Below are 15,178 nucleotides of genomic sequence, written 5' to 3' on the forward strand. Positions count from 1 at the left end.
ACGGACATGACCGGTACCGGGACCCGCCCGGCTCAGGACCCCCACCTGGCTCGGGACCCCCGGCCGGGCACGGCGGCCGACGAGCGGCTGCGCCGATGGCGGCTGGCCCTGGGGGCGGAGGACGAAGAGGAGGGCACGGGGCGCGCTCTCACCGGCCGCGACGCCGCGATGGACGGCGCGCTGACCGCGCTCTACGGCGGCGCCGGGGTGGAGGGCCGGAACGGAAGCAGCCGCTCGGCCGGCCTCGGGGCCTCCGCGCCGTCCGTGGCCCGCTGGCTCGGCGACATCCGCACGTACTTCCCCGGCTCCATCGTCCAGATCATGCAGCGCGACGCCATCGACCGGCTGGGCCTCGCCGCGCTGCTCCTCGAACCGGAGATGCTGGAGGTCGTCGAGGCGGACGTCCACCTCGTCGGAACGCTCCTCTCGCTCCACAAGGCCATGCCCGAGACGACGCGGGAGACCGCGCGGGCCGTCGTGCGCAAGGTCGTCGACGACCTGGAGAAACGGCTCGCGACCCGTACCCGTGCCACCCTCACCGGAGCGCTGGACCGCGCGACGAGGACCGAGCGCCCCCGGCACCGCGACATCGACTGGGACCGCACGATCAGGGCCAACCTCCGCAACTACCTTCCGGAGCACGGCACCGTCGTCCCCGAACGGCTCATCGGGTACGGGCGGGCCGCGCGGGCCGTGAAGAAGGACGTCGTCCTCTGTGTCGACCAGTCGGGGTCGATGGCCGCCTCCGTCGTCCACGCCTCCGTCTTCGGCGCGGTCCTCGCCTCCATGCGCACGCTGCGCACCCGGCTCGTCGTCTTCGACACGGCCGTCGTCGACCTCACCGACCAGTTGGACGACCCCGTCGACGTGCTGTTCGGCACCCAGCTCGGCGGCGGTACGGACATCAACCGCGCCCTCGCGTACTGCCAGTCGAGGATCAACCGCCCCGCCGACACGGTCGTCGTCCTCATCAGCGATCTCCACGAGGGCGGCATACGCGACGAGATGCTGAAGCGCGTCGCCGCGATGAAGGCGTCCGGGGTGCAGTTCGTGGCCCTGCTGGCGCTGTCCGACGAAGGCGCGCCCGCCTACGACCACGACCACGCGGCAGCACTCGCGGCCCTGGGGGCACCGGCGTTCGCCTGCACGCCGGATCTCTTTCCCGAGGTGATGGCCGCGGCGATCGAGAAGAGACCGATCCCCGTACCGGACAAGGAGGCTCCCCGCTGACCCCGGTCGGCCCCTGCCCCCACGTACGCCGCCCCGCGGAACATCCGGGCGAGTCTTCGCCGGTGCGCCGCCGCCCCGCGGAACGTCCTTGCGTAGCTTCGCCGTACAGCCGTCCCGCGGGTGGCCCCCGCATGCCGTCTGCGGGAGCCGCCTTCATACGGCGTCGCGGTACGGCTCCGCCGGCCGCGCCCACGTGCGGCGTCCTCGTAAGCCGTTCCCACGAGGCAAGCCGTTCCCGCGAGGCAAGCCGTCTCTGCGAGGCACGCCGTCCTCGCGTGAGCCGCGGCAGTGGTTCGGGGGCCGGGCGCGGGGCGTACCCGTCCCCCGCATCGGGGACACCGCGTGCCGCGGGGCGTTTTGGACGGCCCGCCGCGTCGCCCACCACCAGGGCCTTAACCTCCCGGTGGTGCGCAGGGTCTGTGACCGTAATCACCGCTCAGGTGTGATCCGCGATTTAGGGTCATGCGGAGCGCGGGGATAACCTGCGAGATGGACATGCCGCGTACCAGGGTCACCCTGTGCGCCTTCCTCGTGACCGAGCAGTCGCAATTGCCCCTCGCGGCACGCCCACGCAGTAAACGAACCGCGAGACCACTGATAAGGGACGGACGCGCGTGGACCTGTTCGAGTACCAGGCGAGGGACCTCTTCGCCAAGCACGGTGTACCGGTGCTGGCCGGTGAAGTCATCGACACGCCTGAGGCAGCCCGCGAGGCGACCGAGCGGCTGGGCGGCAAGTCGGTTGTCAAGGCGCAGGTGAAGGTCGGCGGCCGGGGCAAGGCCGGCGGCGTCAAGCTGGCCGCCACCCCCGACGAGGCGGTCGCCCGCGCGACCGACATCCTCGGCATGGACATCAAGGGCCACACGGTCCACAAGGTGATGATCGCCGAGACCGCGCCCGAGATCGTCGAGGAGTACTACGTCTCGTACCTCCTCGACCGCACCAACCGCACCTTCCTGGCCATGGCCTCGGTGCAGGGCGGCATGGACATCGAGGAGGTCGCGGAGAAGTCCCCCGAGGCCCTCGCGAAGGTCCCGGTCGACTCCAACTCCGGCGTCACCATCGAGAAGGCCCGCGAGATCGTCGCCCAGGCGAAGTTCCCGGCCGACGTCGCCGAGAAGGTCGCCGAGGTCCTGGTGACCCTCTGGAAGACCTTCGTCGCCGAGGACGCGCTCCTCGTCGAGGTCAACCCGCTCGCCAAGGTCGCCTCCGGCGACATCCTGGCGCTGGACGGCAAGGTTTCGCTCGACGACAACGCCGACTTCCGCCAGCCCGAGCACGAGGCGCTGGAGGACAAGGCCGCGGCCAACCCGCTGGAGGCCGCCGCCAAGGCCAAGAACCTCAACTACGTCAAGCTCGACGGCGAGGTCGGCATCATCGGCAACGGCGCCGGTCTGGTCATGTCGACCCTGGATGTCGTCGCGTACGCCGGTGAGAACCACGGCAACGTGAAGCCCGCCAACTTCCTCGACATCGGTGGCGGCGCCTCCGCCGAGGTCATGGCGAACGGTCTGGAGATCATCCTCGGCGACCCGGACGTCAAGTCCGTCTTCGTCAACGTCTTCGGTGGCATCACCGCCTGTGACGAGGTCGCCAACGGCATCGTCCAGGCGCTCGCACTGCTCAAGTCCAAGGGCGAGGACGTCAGCAAGCCGCTGGTCGTGCGCCTCGACGGCAACAACGCGGAGCTGGGTCGCAAGATCCTCTCCGACGCCAACCACCCGCTCGTGCAGCGTGTGGACACCATGGACGGCGCGGCCGACAAGGCCGCCGAGCTCGCCGCGGCTGCGAAGTAAGGACGAGGGACTCCAACACCATGGCAATCTTCCTCACCAAGGACAGCAAGGTCATCGTCCAGGGGATGACCGGTGCCACCGGCATGAAGCACACCAAGCTCATGCTCGGTGACGGCACCAACATCGTCGGCGGCGTGAACCCCCGCAAGGCGGGTACGACCGTGGACTTCGACGGCACCGAGGTACCCGTTTTCGGGACGGTCGCCGAGGCGATGGAGAAGACCGGCGCGAACGTGTCGGTGCTCTTCGTGCCGCCGGCCTTCGCCAAGGCCGCCGTCGTCGAGGCGATCGACGCCGAGATCCCGCTCGCCGTCGTGATCACCGAGGGCATCGCCGTCCACGACTCCGCCGCCTTCTGGGCGTACGCGAGCGAGAAGGGCAACAAGACCCGGATCATCGGCCCGAACTGCCCGGGTCTGATCACCCCTGGCCAGTCCAACGCCGGCATCATCCCGGGCGACATCACCAAGCCCGGCCGCATCGGTCTCGTGTCCAAGTCCGGCACGCTGACCTACCAGATGATGTACGAGCTCCGTGACATCGGCTTCTCGTCCGCCGTCGGCATCGGTGGCGACCCGGTCATCGGCACGACGCACATCGACGCCCTCGCGGCGTTCGAGGCCGACCCCGAGACCGACCTGATCGTGATGATCGGTGAGATCGGCGGCGACGCCGAGGAGCGTGCGGCCGACTTCATCAAGGCCAACGTCACCAAGCCGGTCGTCGGTTACGTCGCGGGCTTCACCGCACCCGAGGGCAAGACCATGGGCCACGCCGGCGCCATCGTCTCCGGCTCCTCCGGCACCGCGCAGGCGAAGAAGGAGGCCCTGGAGGCCGCCGGCGTCAAGGTCGGCAAGACGCCGACCGAGACCGCCAAGCTGGCGCGCGAGATCCTCGGCGCCTGACCGTTCCGTCATCGGAGCGGCATGCCTCGGTGCGTCACCGCACAGACGGCGCGGGCCCCCACCCCTGACCAGGGGTGCGGGCCCGCGCCGTTTTCGTCCCGCCCCGTCGTTCCCCTGTCGTTCCCGCCTCGCTTCTCTGCCGGTCTCTGCCGGTCCGGTCCGCGCGCGACCCCCTTCGTCGGTGCCCGTCCCGGCGGGCGGGCTCCGCCCGCGTCCGGTCCCGTGACGGGGACGGGGTCAGCCGGCCCGGGGGACCAGCCGGGCGGGCCCCTGGACGAGCTCGCCGTTCAGCCGCTTCCGCAGCTTCAGGTCCCGCGGCATCAGGAGCTGCGGGCCGCTTCGCGGCGGCGCCTCCTCGATCCGTTGCGCCGGGGACTCCGGGGGCTCGTAGCGGTCCGGCGCCGTGACCAGCGTGAACAGCGTCAGACCGATCAGCAGCGCCATGGAGGAGAAGACCGCCTCCGTCCACCGCCGCGCCCTGCGCTCGCTGCCGGTACGGACCGTGTCCGGCGGGGGGAGCGTGGCGCACGCCTCGGCCTGTGCCTTCGCGAGCATGTGGACCCGCTGACGCAGCAGGGTCGAGCGCGCGGCGGGAGAGTCCGGCTCCGCCAGTTCGGGCAGCCGCTCGCCGACCGCGGCGCGCGCGTTCACCAGCCTGCTCGCCGTCGCCGGGGTGCTGGCCTCCGTCTCCGCCGCGGTTTCCGGCAGGGCCAGGCCGACGACATCGTGGAGCACGAGCGTGCGACGGTACGACGGCGGCAGCGCGAGCAGGGCGTCGAGCAGTTCCCCGGCACCGGGCTCCTCGGGAGGCGGGTCGGGGGAGCGGTGCGCCCGGCGCAGTCGGTGCCACGGCGACAGCGCGTACTCGTACGTCGCCGCCCGCACCCAGCCGACCGGGTCACGGTCCGCGGCGACCTCGGGCCAGCGCTCCCAGGCCAGCGCGAAGGCCCGCACGACGGACTGCCGGGCGAGCTTCCGACGCCCGGTCAACAGGAACGCCTGGTGGAAGAGCGCGGTGGCGCAGTGCGTGTACAAGGCGGCGAATGCCTCGATCGCCGCCTTTGACACATCACCTGACACATCACCCGGTTCGGCGGCGGCACGGGCTCCGGCCGGTGCGGCGGGTGGCTCCAGGGCGGTGCGGGGCTCGTTCCGCGTCATGAACGGACGCTCGCGGCTCCGCACCGCGCCAGGGAGCGCGGGGCCACGGAGCACAGGGCCGCGGGGTGCCGAGCCACGGAGTGCCGAGCCACGGAGTGCCGAGCCACGGAGCGCAGGGCCAGCATGATCATTGAGCACATAAACGTATATTGAGCGACACCACGGCCGTTCTCCCGTTACACGGAATGAGCGCGTGTCGTTGGCAGCATGATGGCGTGACGCACGTGACCGGAGACGGTGCGCCGCTGTCGGCGGAGCAGGCCGTGGAACAGATCCAGGGGCAGGGCGCGGGACAGGCCGGGAGGCGATTCGCGATACGGAGCCGCTCCGCCGCGCTGGCCTTCACCTTCCTGCGCGGAGGGCTGGCCGCCGGGCTGGGGCTCGGCGCGTTCACCGTGCTCGTGCTGGTCCTGTGGGTCAGCTCACCGGGCTCCGACGACGGTCTCACCGGGGCCCTCCACACGGCGGCGGGCATCTGGCTGCTCGCCCATGGTGCCGAACTGGTCAGGACCAGCACGCTCGGCGGGACGGCCCCGGTCGGCCTCGTCCCGCTGCTGCTCGCCGTGGTGCCGGTGTGGCTGGTGCACCGCGCGGCCCGGGACGCTCTGGAGGCCGATGAGGGGCGTGCGGCGCCTTCGGTGGTGTCGGCGTTCGGCCTGGTCACCGGCGGGTACATGGTGGTGGGATCGGCGGTCGCGCTCTATGCGCTGGGCGGTTCGCCGTCCGTGCGCGCGGTGTCGCTGTTCTTCCCCGCGGCTGTGGTGGTGGCGGGTGCCGCGGCGGCGGGTGTCTGGGCGGCGTGCGGACGCCCGGTCGGGCCGTTTCCGTACTGGGTGCCGGTGCGCGTGCATGAGATCGTGGCCCGTTCCCGGTTCCGGGAGTGCGCCGCGGCGGCGTGCCGGTCCGCGGCGGCGGGGCTGGTGGCGCTGCTGGGCGGCGGCGCGCTGCTCGTCGCCGTGGGGTTGGTGTGGCACGCCGACGAGGCCCAGCGGTCGTTCGTCCAGCTCTCGGGCGGCTGGGCGGGCCGGGTCTCGGTCCTGATGCTGGCGCTGGTCCTGGTGCCGAACGCGGCGGTGTGGGGTGCCGCGTACGCGCTCGGCCCGGGTTTCGCGCTCGGTACGGCGTCCACGGTCACCCCGTTCGTCTTCGAGGGGCGTCCGGCGCAACCGGTCTTCCCCTTGCTCGCCGCGGTACCGGACCCGGGGACGGGGACGGCGGCGAACTGGGCGGCCGGGGCGGTCCCGGTCGCCGCCGGAGTGGTGGTCGCCTGGTTCACGGTGCGGCGGGCGGCTCCCGCCCGGGACGGGGGAAGGCCCGGGACGGGGGCGGCGTGGAGCCCGGGGACGACCGCGCTGACGGCCGGGTGCGGGGCACTGGGCTGCGGGCTGGCCACGGCCGTGCTGGCAGCCGCCGCGGGAGGGCCGCTCGGCACCCGCGCGCTCGCCGTGTTCGGCCCGGTGTGGTGGTTTACGGGGGCGGCGGCCGTGGCGTGGACGGCGGTGCTGGGCGTCCCCGGGGCGTTGCTGCTGCGGGCCTGGAGGCTGCGCGGGTGGGGACGGCGGAGCCGGCCGAGTGCGTCCGGAGGGGTGCGGGAGGCGGCGGTCGCGGAACGGGAGGCGGTCGAGGAGGAGCCGTCCGGGCGGGCGTCCGCCGTGCCGGCCCCGCCGATGCGCCCGAGGGCGGCACGGCGGACGCCCGCCCGGGTCTTCGCGAAGGCGTCCGCACGCCGCCGGACCGTGACCATCGGCGGGGAGGACGGGAGCGGCGACGGGGACTTCGAGCCGTACGACTTCCTGCCCACCGACCCCTGGCACGAACGGACGGTCCGGCCTACGGGAGACGCCGGACCGCCGGGACATGGGTGAAGCGGAGCCGTGGCCCGGCCGGGCCGTGCGGAGGACGGGCCCCGAGCCGGTGCGGCGGACCGGCCCGGTCCTCGCCGCCTCGGCCTCGAAGCCCGCGGCGCCCTCGGCCTCGAAGCCCGCGGCGCCCCCGGCCTCGATGCCGTCTGGCGCCGCGGCCCTCGGCCGTCTCAGCCCTGGATGCCGAAGAAGGGCTCCAGCGGCTTCGGCAGCAGGTCGTTGCAGGCCAGCTGACCGGACTTGGTCAGCGCGTCGTTCACGCAGGTGTAGTAGTCGCGGTAGACGAGCTGCACGGTGAACGTCGTGGCGACGATCGAGAGCGCGAGCAGGGCCGTCACCAGACCGCTGAGCGCGGCTGTGGTCTGCTGCCGGCCGTAGCCCGAGGCGGGGGCGCCGGTAGCGGAACCGGCTTCCGCGGCCTGCCCGGCACCGGGGCCCTGGAGGGGGCCGGCGGCCGGGGTGCCGGTGGACGAGGCGGAGCGGGCGGCTCCGGCGGTGTTCGGGGCGGAGGAGCCCTTCGGCTTGGCCCGGAGCGCGCTGATCGACCAGTACACCGCGAGCGCGCCGAGCAGCAGGGAGATCTCGGGAAAGTCGAAGAGCGCGAAGAAGAACGCCCACATGCCGCCGAGCAGTGCGTAGCGTGCGCGCCGCTGGGCCGGATCGGTCGGGTCCCAACGCAGACCGCCGGGGCCGCCCTGGGGGCTGCCCTGGCCGTTCGGCCCGCCCTGGCCGTTCGGCCCGCCCTGGCCGTTCGACCCGCCCTGGCCGCCGGGCCGTCCACCGAAGCCGCCGCCCTGCCGGCCCGGCTGTCGGCTGCTCCACTGGCCGCCCCACGCCGGCCGGTCTCCGGAGGCGCCGCCTTCGCCGTCCTTGCCCGCGTCCGCGTTCCCCGCGCCGTCGTCGCCCCGGCCGTCGTCGGCGTTCGAGGGGTGGCGGGGCTGCCAGGGCTGCTCGGGGCGGCCCTCGGGCGGCGCGGCGAACGGATTGTCATCGGCGCGGCCGGAGGACGGGGCGGAGCGGTCCTCGCGCAGCAGCGGGGCACCGAGCGCGGACAGCGGCAGCGCCGACGGTGAGGCCGCCCCGCGCAGCGCCCGCGCCGACAGCGAGGTCGCCCCGGGCAACGGCTGCGACGAGTGGTGGAAGCCGGTGTGGCGGCGTCGGTCCGTCATGTGGTGAACGTCTTCCCCATCTCGTCATTTCCGCCCTTCGGGCGGTTCCCTGACCCCTGACGCTACCTCCCGGCCAGGAGGGGCGGAAAGCGGGGAGCGGCCGCGCTCGGCGGCCGGGCCGTGCGCCCCGGCCCGAGCGGCGGTCGATATGCGAGGGATGTGCGGTCCCTCGCCCCGTCCCGAGGGGGCCTGCACGACGCCCGGTATCGTTGCTGACGGTCGACCGTTCGTAGAGTTCCCCGTGTCGAGGGGCACGATTCTTTCGTACGACCATACAAACTCAGCGTCGTTTGCCCCCTGCCGGCTGCTCCATCACGCGAGAAAGGGCCCAGCCGTGGCCTCCCCGCCCCCTTCCGCCGCACCGGCCCGCCTGGTCGTGCTGGTCTCCGGTTCCGGAACGAATCTCCAAGCCCTGCTCGACGCCATCGGCGACGACCCCGAGGGCTTCGGCGCGCGGGTCGTCGCAGTAGGCGCCGACCGCGACGGCATCGCCGGTCTGGAACGGGCGGAGCGCGCCGGGCTGCCGACCTTCGTGTGCCGGGTCAAGGATCACGCCACGCGTGAGGAGTGGGACGCGGCGCTCGCCGCCGCGACGGCCGAGCACCGCCCGGACCTGGTGGTGTCGGCGGGGTTCATGAAGATCGTGGGCAAGGAGTTCCTCGCCCGGTTCGGCGGCCGGTTCATCAACACCCACCCCGCCCTGCTTCCCAGCTTTCCCGGTGCCCATGGGGTGCGTGACGCGCTCGCGTACGGCGTGAAGGTCACCGGGTGCACCGTCCACTTCGTCGACGACGGGGTCGACACCGGTCCGATCATCGCGCAGGGCGTGGTCGAGGTGACCGAAGAGGACACGGCGGAGGGCGAAGCGGCCCTCCATGAACGCATCAAGGAAGTCGAGCGCAAGCTGCTCGTCGAGGCCGTGCGGCGGCTCGCCCGCGACGGCTATCGCATTGAGGGACGAAAGGTTCATCTCGGTCATGTCGGTGAATAAGCCCATCCGTCGCGCCCTGATCAGTGTCTACGACAAGACGGGACTGGAGGACCTCGCCCGTGGCCTGCACGAGGCGGGTGTCGAGCTCGTCTCCACCGGCTCCACCGCCGGGAGGATCGCGGCCGCCGGAGTGCCCGTCACCGAGGTCGAGGAGCTGACCGGCTTCCCCGAGTGCCTCGACGGCCGCGTCAAGACGCTGCACCCGCGCGTCCACGCCGGCATCCTCGCGGACCTGCGCCTGGACGCCCACCGCGAGCAGCTCGCCGAGCTGGGTGTGGAGCCGTTCGACCTGGTGGTCGTGAACCTCTACCCGTTCAAGGAGACCGTCGCCTCCGGCGCCTCCGCCGACGCCTGCGTGGAGCAGATCGACATCGGCGGCCCGTCCATGGTCCGCGCCGCCGCCAAGAACCACCCGTCGGTCGCCGTGGTCACCAGCCCCGCGCGGTACGCCGACGTCCTTGCCGCGGTCCGGGCGGGCGGCTTCGACCTGGCCGCCCGCAAGCGCCTGGCCGCCGAGGCGTTCCAGCACACCGCCGCCTACGACGTGGCCGTGGCCTCCTGGTTCGCCGCCGACTACGCCGCCGCCGACGACTCGGGCTTCCCGGACTTCTTCGGCACGACGTACGAGCGCGCGAACGTCCTGCGGTACGGCGAGAACCCGCACCAGCCCGCCGCGCTCTACACCTCCGGCTCCGGCGGCCTGGCCGAGGCGGAGCAGCTGCACGGCAAGGAGATGTCGTACAACAACTACACGGACACCGACGCCGCGCGCCGGGCCGCGTACGACCACGCCGAGCCGTGCGTCGCGATCATCAAGCACGCCAACCCGTGCGGCGTCGCGATCGGCGACGACGTCGCCGAGGCGCACCGCAAGGCGCACGCCTGCGACCCGCTGTCGGCCTTCGGCGGCGTCATCGCCGTCAACCGTCCGGTGACCGTGGCCATGGCCGAGCAGGTCGCCGAGATCTTCACCGAGGTCATCGTCGCCCCGGCGTACGAGGACGGCGCGGTCGAGGTCCTGGCCCGCAAGAAGAACATCCGTGTGCTGCGCTGCCCCGACGCCCCGGCCGCCCCGGTCGAGGTCAAGCCGGTCGATGGCGGTGCGCTGCTCCAGGTCACCGACCGCCTCCAGGCCGAGGGCGACGACCCGGCCAACTGGACCCTGGCCACCGGCGAGGCCCTCGCCGAGGACGAGCTGAAGGAGCTCGCCTTCGCCTGGAAGGCGTGCCGCGCCGTCAAGTCCAACGCGATCCTGCTCGCCAAGGACGGCGCCTCGGTCGGCGTCGGCATGGGGCAGGTCAACCGCGTCGACTCCGCGAAGCTGGCCGTGGAGCGGGCGGGCGAGGAGCGCGCACGGGGCTCGTACGCGGCCTCCGACGCGTTCTTCCCGTTCCCGGACGGGTTGGAGATCCTGACCGCCGCGGGCGTCAGGGCCGTGGTCCAGCCGGGCGGTTCGGTCCGTGACGAGTTGGTCGTCGAGGCCGCGAAGAAGGCGGGCGTGACGATGTACTTCACGGGCACGCGCCACTTCTTCCACTGAGCCCGATCCTCCGCTCAGCACGAAGGGCCGGAACTCCGCGAGGAGTTCCGGCCCTTCGGCTGTGCGGGCGTGCCCGGCACGCCCGCACGACATCGCTTCCCGATGTCAGCTCTTCTTGATTACCAGGGTGCCGGCGGCACGGTCGTGCCAGCCCTGCAGCTTGCCGGAGTTGTCGAAGAACGGCGACAGGAAGACGAGGATGGTGCCGATGTAGCAGAGGAAGGCACCGACGACCGGAATGATGTAGCGGATGAAGCCGGCGCCGAGGCCCGGGTTCTGGCCGGTGTTCTCCTTGACGACGCGCAGGCCGAGGGCCATCTTGCCGAGCGTCGCGCCGACCAGCGAGATCATCAGCCACTCGTAGAGCAGCGTGATCAGACCGAGGACCAGCATCATGCTGAACATGGTGGCGATGAAGCCGCCGCCGACGTCGTTCATGCAGGACTGGTAGCCCGGGTCCAGGGAGCTGCCGCAGTTCTCGGCGCTCTCGGCGAGGCCCGCGGCGCCGGCCAGGCCGATCGCGCTGGCGATGCCGTACACCACACCGATGGCCAGACCGTCGATCAGGCGCGCGCCCAGGCGGAGCCCCATCGTGGCGATCTGGACCGTGCCCAGGTTCGGCACGTTGATGTAGCCGTTGTTGGCCTGGAGCGTGCCCGGGGCCTGCGGCGGATAGCCGTAACCGGGCTGTCCCTGCGGCTGACCGGGCTGCTGCGGGTAGCCGTAACCGGGCTGACCCTGCTGGGGATCGCCGCCCTGCTGCGGGTAGCCGTATCCCGGCTGTCCCTGCGGCGGCTGGCCGGGCTGCTTCCCGTAGGGGTTGTTCGGGTCGCCGAAGCTCATCTGGGGAGTTCCTCCAACGTGCAAATGGGGACGATGCGGCCGCACGGAGGAAAGAAGAGCTCTGTGGTCCGCCCCCCGGTACTACTGCGGCACAGCGGAATTAATCGTTATAAGCGGAACGTAAGTTTGTCCAGTCGCGGCAGGTGGATGTTGCTCAAGCGAGACATGACAACGATTTCCAGCCACCTGGAATTGGTATGCGGGTGGGGTCATCCGCGAGTATGGGGACATGACCGCCCAGATTCTCGATGGCAAGGCCACCGCAGCCGCGATCAAGTCCGATCTCACCGTCCGCGTGGCGGCCCTCAAGGCGCAGGGCGTCAACCCTGGCCTCGGAACCCTGCTCGTCGGGGACGACCCGGGCAGCCGTTGGTACGTGAACGGCAAGCACCGCGACTGCGCCGAGGTCGGCATCGGCTCCATCCAGCGCGACCTTCCCGACACCGCCACCCAGGAGGAGATCGAGGACGTCGTACGCGAGCTCAACGCCAACCCCGACTGCACGGGCTACATCGTGCAGTTGCCGCTGCCCAGGGGGATCGACACCAACCGCGTCCTGGAGCTGATGGACCCTGCCAAGGACGCCGACGGTCTCCACCCCATGAACCTGGGCCGGCTCGTGCTGAACGAGACGGGCCCGCTGCCGTGCACCCCGCAGGGCGTCGTCCAGCTTCTCCGCCACCACGGCGTGGAGATCAACGGAGCGCACGTCGTGGTCGTGGGCCGCGGCGTCACGATCGGCCGGCCGATGCCGCTGCTGCTGACCCGCAGGTCCGAGAACGCCACCGTCACCCAGTGCCACACCGGCACGCAGGACCTCTCCGCGCACCTCAAGCAGGCCGACATCATCGTCGCCGCGGCCGGGGTGCCGCACATCATCAAGCCCGAGGACGTGAAGCCGGGCGCGGCCGTGCTCGACGTCGGCGTCAGCCGGGACGAGAACGGCAAGATCATCGGGGACGTTCACCCGGGCGTGGCCGAGGTCGCCGCCTGGATCTCCCCGAACCCGGGCGGTGTCGGTCCGATGACCCGCGCCCAACTGCTCGTCAACGTGGTCGAGGCGGCCGAGCGCGCCGCGTCCGCCGCCTGACCCGACCGACCCGATGCGGAGGAACCCCATGGGCGCTGGTACGAGCCCGGCCACCGAGGCGGATGCCGTGGCGGCGGCCGAGGGCATGTCGAACGAAGCCGGATCGGACAAGCACGGTGACACCGGCTCCGGTTCCGGTTCGGGCTCCGATTCGGTTTCCGGTTCAGGTGCGACGGCCCCGGCTTCCGGTGAACAGGCCGACGCCGCGGCGGGTGCCGCACGTGGCGGTTCCGGTCGGTCGCGGAGGTTTCCCCTGTTCACCCGGGACACCGCGCGCCCCGAAGGCGGCGGCCGGGCAGCGCCCGGTGACGCTCCCGCGCCCGCCCGTCAGTGGCCGCTGCTCTCGGTGCTCTGCGTGGCCGGTCTCGGGCTGCTGATCGTGGCCGTCGACCCGTTCGCCCAGGCGTTCCGGATCGGCACGATCCTGATCGGCGCCTCCCTCCTCGGTGGCGCGGTGCTGCGGCTCGTGGTCCCGTCGGTCGGCATGCTGGCCGTCCGCTCCCGCTTCACCGACCTGGTGACGTACGGGGTCCTCGGCTTCCTCATCGTGATGCTCGCGCTGGTGGCCCAGCCCAAGCCGTGGCTGGACATTCCGTTCCTGGAGGACGCGGTCCACTTCACGATCCGCTGACTCCCGCCGCACTGAGGCTGGTCGTACTGAGGCTGGCCGCATTGAGACTGGGCCCCGTCCGGCCGTGCCGTGGCTGGGCCCCGTCTGCCTGGCTCCCGCACGACAGCGACACCACGGTGCGCGGTGCGCGGTGCCCGTCCCTTCCCCCGAAGAAGGACGGACACCGCGGGCGGGGACCGACGGAATGCCTGTTCCGCGCGGTGGCGACTCGATCGAGCGGCCTTGCCCGCGCCCTGGCTTCAGCCTCGTGGACGGCATGGAGCCGTTCAAGGAAACCCTGAGCCCTGTGGCACGGAAGTGACCATTCCGCCATGGTGTGATCGCTGCGCAACGGTGCCGGTCCCGTTCCGCACAGCCTCTGGACGGCGCTGGATCCCGCCGTACGACGCGTACACGCGATGCGGGGGCGGGTGGATCCGGGCGCGGAGGGGCGGCACGGGCGCGGACGACCACGCGGGCGCGGGTGATTTCGGGCCGCACGGGCGAACGGGCACGGATGCGAACGGACCGCACGGGCGCTCGGACAGCGAGCCGCGCGGAGGGGCGAGCGGGTTCGGTCGGCGATGCGCGTGCGCAGGTGCGCAGGGTGACGCCGGCACGGGCGGCGATGCGGGGATGAACGAACGACGGGGCGCGTACGCACAAGCTGCCGGGGCGTAACCCCGGTGGGGGAGCGGGTGGCGGCCGGATGAGCAGAGCGTGACGGCTTGTGCGCGGTGCCACAGGGGGCCGAACGGCCAGGTGGTTCCGGGTCGGATAGCCTGACCGCTGGATATCTCTTCACATCAAGATTCAGGGATGTCCGCCCCCCCGGGGCGAGGAACCCCCACCGCCAGCTGTCTAACGGAGATCGCCATGACCCGCACTCCCGTGAATGTCACCGTGACCGGCGCAGCCGGCCAGATCGGCTACGCACTGCTCTTCCGCATCGCTTCCGGCCACCTGCTCGGCCCGGACGTGCCGGTCAGCCTGCGTCTCCTGGAGATCCCGCAGGGGCTGAAGGCCGCCGAGGGCACCGCGATGGAGCTCGACGACTGCGCCTTCCCGCTGCTGCGCGGTATCGAGATCACCGACGACGCCAACAAGGCGTTCGACGGCGCCAACGTCGCCCTGCTGGTGGGCGCCCGCCCGCGTACCAAGGGCATGGAGCGCGGCGATCTGCTCTCCGCCAACGGTGGCATCTTCAAGCCGCAGGGCAAGGCGATCAACGACCACGCCGCGGACGACATCAAGGTCCTCGTCGTCGGCAACCCGGCCAACACCAACGCGCTCATCGCGCAGGCCGCCGCTCCGGACGTACCGGCCGAGCGCTTCACCGCGATGACCCGCCTCGACCACAACCGGGCGATCTCTCAGCTGGCCGCCAAGACCGGTGCCGCCGTCTCCGACATCAAGAAGCTGACCATCTGGGGCAACCACTCGGCGACCCAGTACCCGGACATCTTCCACGCGGAGATCGCCGGCAAGAGCGCCGCCGAGGTCGTCAACGACGAGGCGTGGCTGGCCGACACCTTCATCCCGACCGTCGCCAAGCGCGGTGCCGCGATCATCGAGGCCCGTGGCGCGTCCTCGGCCGCCTCCGCCGCCAACGCCGCCATCGACCACATCCACACCTGGGTCAACGGCACCGCCGCCGGTGACTGGACCTCCATGGCCATTCCGTCGGACGGCTCCTACGGTGTGCCGGAGGGCCTCATCTCGTCCTTCCCCGTCACCACGAAGGACGGCAAGTACGAGATCGTCCAGGGCCTGGACATCAACGAGTTCTCCCGCACCCGCATCGACGCGTCGGTGAATGAGCTCACCGAGGAGCGCGACGCGGTTCGCGAGCTCGGCCTGATCTGAGCTGATCCGATCTGATCCGTTCTGATCTGATCCGTTCAGGTTCATTCGGGTTCGTTCGGGTCCGGCCCGTTCCGATGCGATGCGGAACGGGCCGGTCGTGTTCATGGGCCGGACG

General features: G+C 71.8%; 12 protein-coding genes. 9 read left to right on the plus strand and 3 right to left on the minus strand.

Annotation, left to right across the window (positions count from 1 at the left end; translation table 11 throughout):
* Positions 1-6 precede the first annotated feature (6 nt).
* The 3 genes from ACIHCL_RS07240 to sucD all read left to right on the plus strand — a co-directional run bounded on the left by ACIHCL_RS07240 (position 7) and on the right by sucD (position 3,931).
* Positions 7-1,230 (plus strand): VWA domain-containing protein, encoded by a 1,224-nt coding sequence (locus ACIHCL_RS07240; protein WP_399857897.1) that lies wholly within the window; start codon positions 7-9, stop codon positions 1,228-1,230.
* Positions 1,231-1,844: 614 nt separating this feature from the next.
* A complete protein-coding gene (gene sucC / locus ACIHCL_RS07245) occupies positions 1,845-3,026 on the plus strand; it encodes an ADP-forming succinate--CoA ligase subunit beta (protein WP_399857900.1) in 1,182 nt (393 codons plus the stop codon).
* A gap of 20 nt (positions 3,027-3,046) precedes the next feature.
* The gene (gene sucD, locus ACIHCL_RS07250; protein ID WP_399857903.1) at positions 3,047-3,931 is read left to right on the plus strand and encodes a succinate--CoA ligase subunit alpha; all 885 of its coding nucleotides are present in this window, start codon (positions 3,047-3,049) and stop codon (positions 3,929-3,931) included.
* A gap of 237 nt (positions 3,932-4,168) precedes the next feature.
* On the opposite strand, the gene ACIHCL_RS07255 is transcribed toward sucD, so the two are convergent.
* Entirely contained in the window at positions 4,169-5,092 is a 924-nt protein-coding gene (locus ACIHCL_RS07255; RefSeq protein WP_399857907.1) for a sigma factor-like helix-turn-helix DNA-binding protein, read from the minus strand.
* Positions 5,093-5,307: 215 nt separating this feature from the next.
* Here ACIHCL_RS07255 and ACIHCL_RS07260 point away from each other — a divergent pair, with 215 nt between their 5' ends.
* Positions 5,308-6,957 (plus strand): DUF6350 family protein, encoded by a 1,650-nt coding sequence (locus tag ACIHCL_RS07260; RefSeq protein WP_399857908.1) that lies wholly within the window; start codon positions 5,308-5,310, stop codon positions 6,955-6,957.
* A 167-nt stretch (positions 6,958-7,124) separates the two neighbouring features.
* Here the strand turns inward: ACIHCL_RS07260 and ACIHCL_RS07265 are convergent, their stop codons facing one another.
* Positions 7,125-8,123 carry a hypothetical protein gene (locus tag ACIHCL_RS07265; protein WP_399857910.1) on the minus strand — a complete coding sequence of 333 codons (999 nt, stop codon included), beginning with the start codon at positions 8,121-8,123 and terminating at the stop codon, positions 7,125-7,127.
* A 334-nt stretch (positions 8,124-8,457) separates the two neighbouring features.
* Here ACIHCL_RS07265 and purN point away from each other — a divergent pair, with 334 nt between their 5' ends.
* A complete protein-coding gene (purN, locus tag ACIHCL_RS07270) occupies positions 8,458-9,114 on the plus strand; it encodes a phosphoribosylglycinamide formyltransferase (RefSeq protein ID WP_362630755.1) in 657 nt (218 codons plus the stop codon).
* The gene (gene purH / locus ACIHCL_RS07275) at positions 9,101-10,654 is read left to right on the plus strand and encodes a bifunctional phosphoribosylaminoimidazolecarboxamide formyltransferase/IMP cyclohydrolase (protein WP_399857913.1); all 1,554 of its coding nucleotides are present in this window, start codon (positions 9,101-9,103) and stop codon (positions 10,652-10,654) included. Before purN ends, purH begins: the two co-directional genes overlap by 14 nt.
* 105 nt (positions 10,655-10,759) lie before the next feature.
* Here the strand turns inward: purH and ACIHCL_RS07280 are convergent, their stop codons facing one another.
* Positions 10,760-11,497 carry an RDD family protein gene (locus ACIHCL_RS07280; RefSeq protein ID WP_399857916.1) on the minus strand — a complete coding sequence of 246 codons (738 nt, stop codon included), beginning with the start codon at positions 11,495-11,497 and terminating at the stop codon, positions 10,760-10,762.
* A 229-nt stretch (positions 11,498-11,726) separates the two neighbouring features.
* Here ACIHCL_RS07280 and ACIHCL_RS07285 point away from each other — a divergent pair, with 229 nt between their 5' ends.
* The 3 genes from ACIHCL_RS07285 to ACIHCL_RS07295 all read left to right on the plus strand — a co-directional run bounded on the left by ACIHCL_RS07285 (position 11,727) and on the right by ACIHCL_RS07295 (position 15,063).
* Positions 11,727-12,587, plus strand: coding sequence for a bifunctional methylenetetrahydrofolate dehydrogenase/methenyltetrahydrofolate cyclohydrolase (locus ACIHCL_RS07285; protein ID WP_399857918.1), 861 nt, complete (start codon positions 11,727-11,729; stop codon positions 12,585-12,587).
* 28 nt (positions 12,588-12,615) lie between these two features.
* Positions 12,616-13,218 carry a DUF3017 domain-containing protein gene (locus tag ACIHCL_RS07290; protein ID WP_399857920.1) on the plus strand — a complete coding sequence of 201 codons (603 nt, stop codon included), beginning with the start codon at positions 12,616-12,618 and terminating at the stop codon, positions 13,216-13,218.
* A gap of 855 nt (positions 13,219-14,073) precedes the next feature.
* Positions 14,074-15,063 (plus strand): malate dehydrogenase, encoded by a 990-nt coding sequence (locus tag ACIHCL_RS07295; protein WP_399857921.1) that lies wholly within the window; start codon positions 14,074-14,076, stop codon positions 15,061-15,063.
* The last annotated feature ends 115 nt before the right edge of the window (positions 15,064-15,178 follow it).

The sequence above is a fragment of the Streptomyces sp. NPDC052042 genome, from assembly GCF_044548345.1.
Classification (GTDB): Bacteria; Actinomycetota; Actinomycetes; order Streptomycetales; family Streptomycetaceae; genus Streptomyces.

Bases quoted from the DNA above. Each gene is read 5' to 3' on its own strand.
- ACIHCL_RS07240 (WP_399857897.1), top strand. From the start codon at position 7: ATGACCGGTACCGGGACCCGCCCGGCTCAGGACCCCCACCTGGCTCGG.
- sucD (WP_399857903.1), top strand. From the start codon at position 3,047: ATGGCAATCTTCCTCACCAAGGACAGCAAGGTCATCGTCCAGGGGATG.
- ACIHCL_RS07255 (WP_399857907.1), bottom strand. From the start codon at position 5,092: ATGACGCGGAACGAGCCCCGCACCGCCCTGGAGCCACCCGCCGCACCG.
- ACIHCL_RS07265 (WP_399857910.1), bottom strand. From the start codon at position 8,123: ATGACGGACCGACGCCGCCACACCGGCTTCCACCACTCGTCGCAGCCG.
- purH (WP_399857913.1), top strand. From the start codon at position 9,101: ATGTCGGTGAATAAGCCCATCCGTCGCGCCCTGATCAGTGTCTACGAC.
- ACIHCL_RS07280 (WP_399857916.1), bottom strand. From the start codon at position 11,497: ATGAGCTTCGGCGACCCGAACAACCCCTACGGGAAGCAGCCCGGCCAG.
- ACIHCL_RS07285 (WP_399857918.1), top strand. From the start codon at position 11,727: ATGACCGCCCAGATTCTCGATGGCAAGGCCACCGCAGCCGCGATCAAG.
- ACIHCL_RS07290 (WP_399857920.1), top strand. From the start codon at position 12,616: ATGGGCGCTGGTACGAGCCCGGCCACCGAGGCGGATGCCGTGGCGGCG.
- ACIHCL_RS07295 (WP_399857921.1), top strand. From the start codon at position 14,074: ATGACCCGCACTCCCGTGAATGTCACCGTGACCGGCGCAGCCGGCCAG.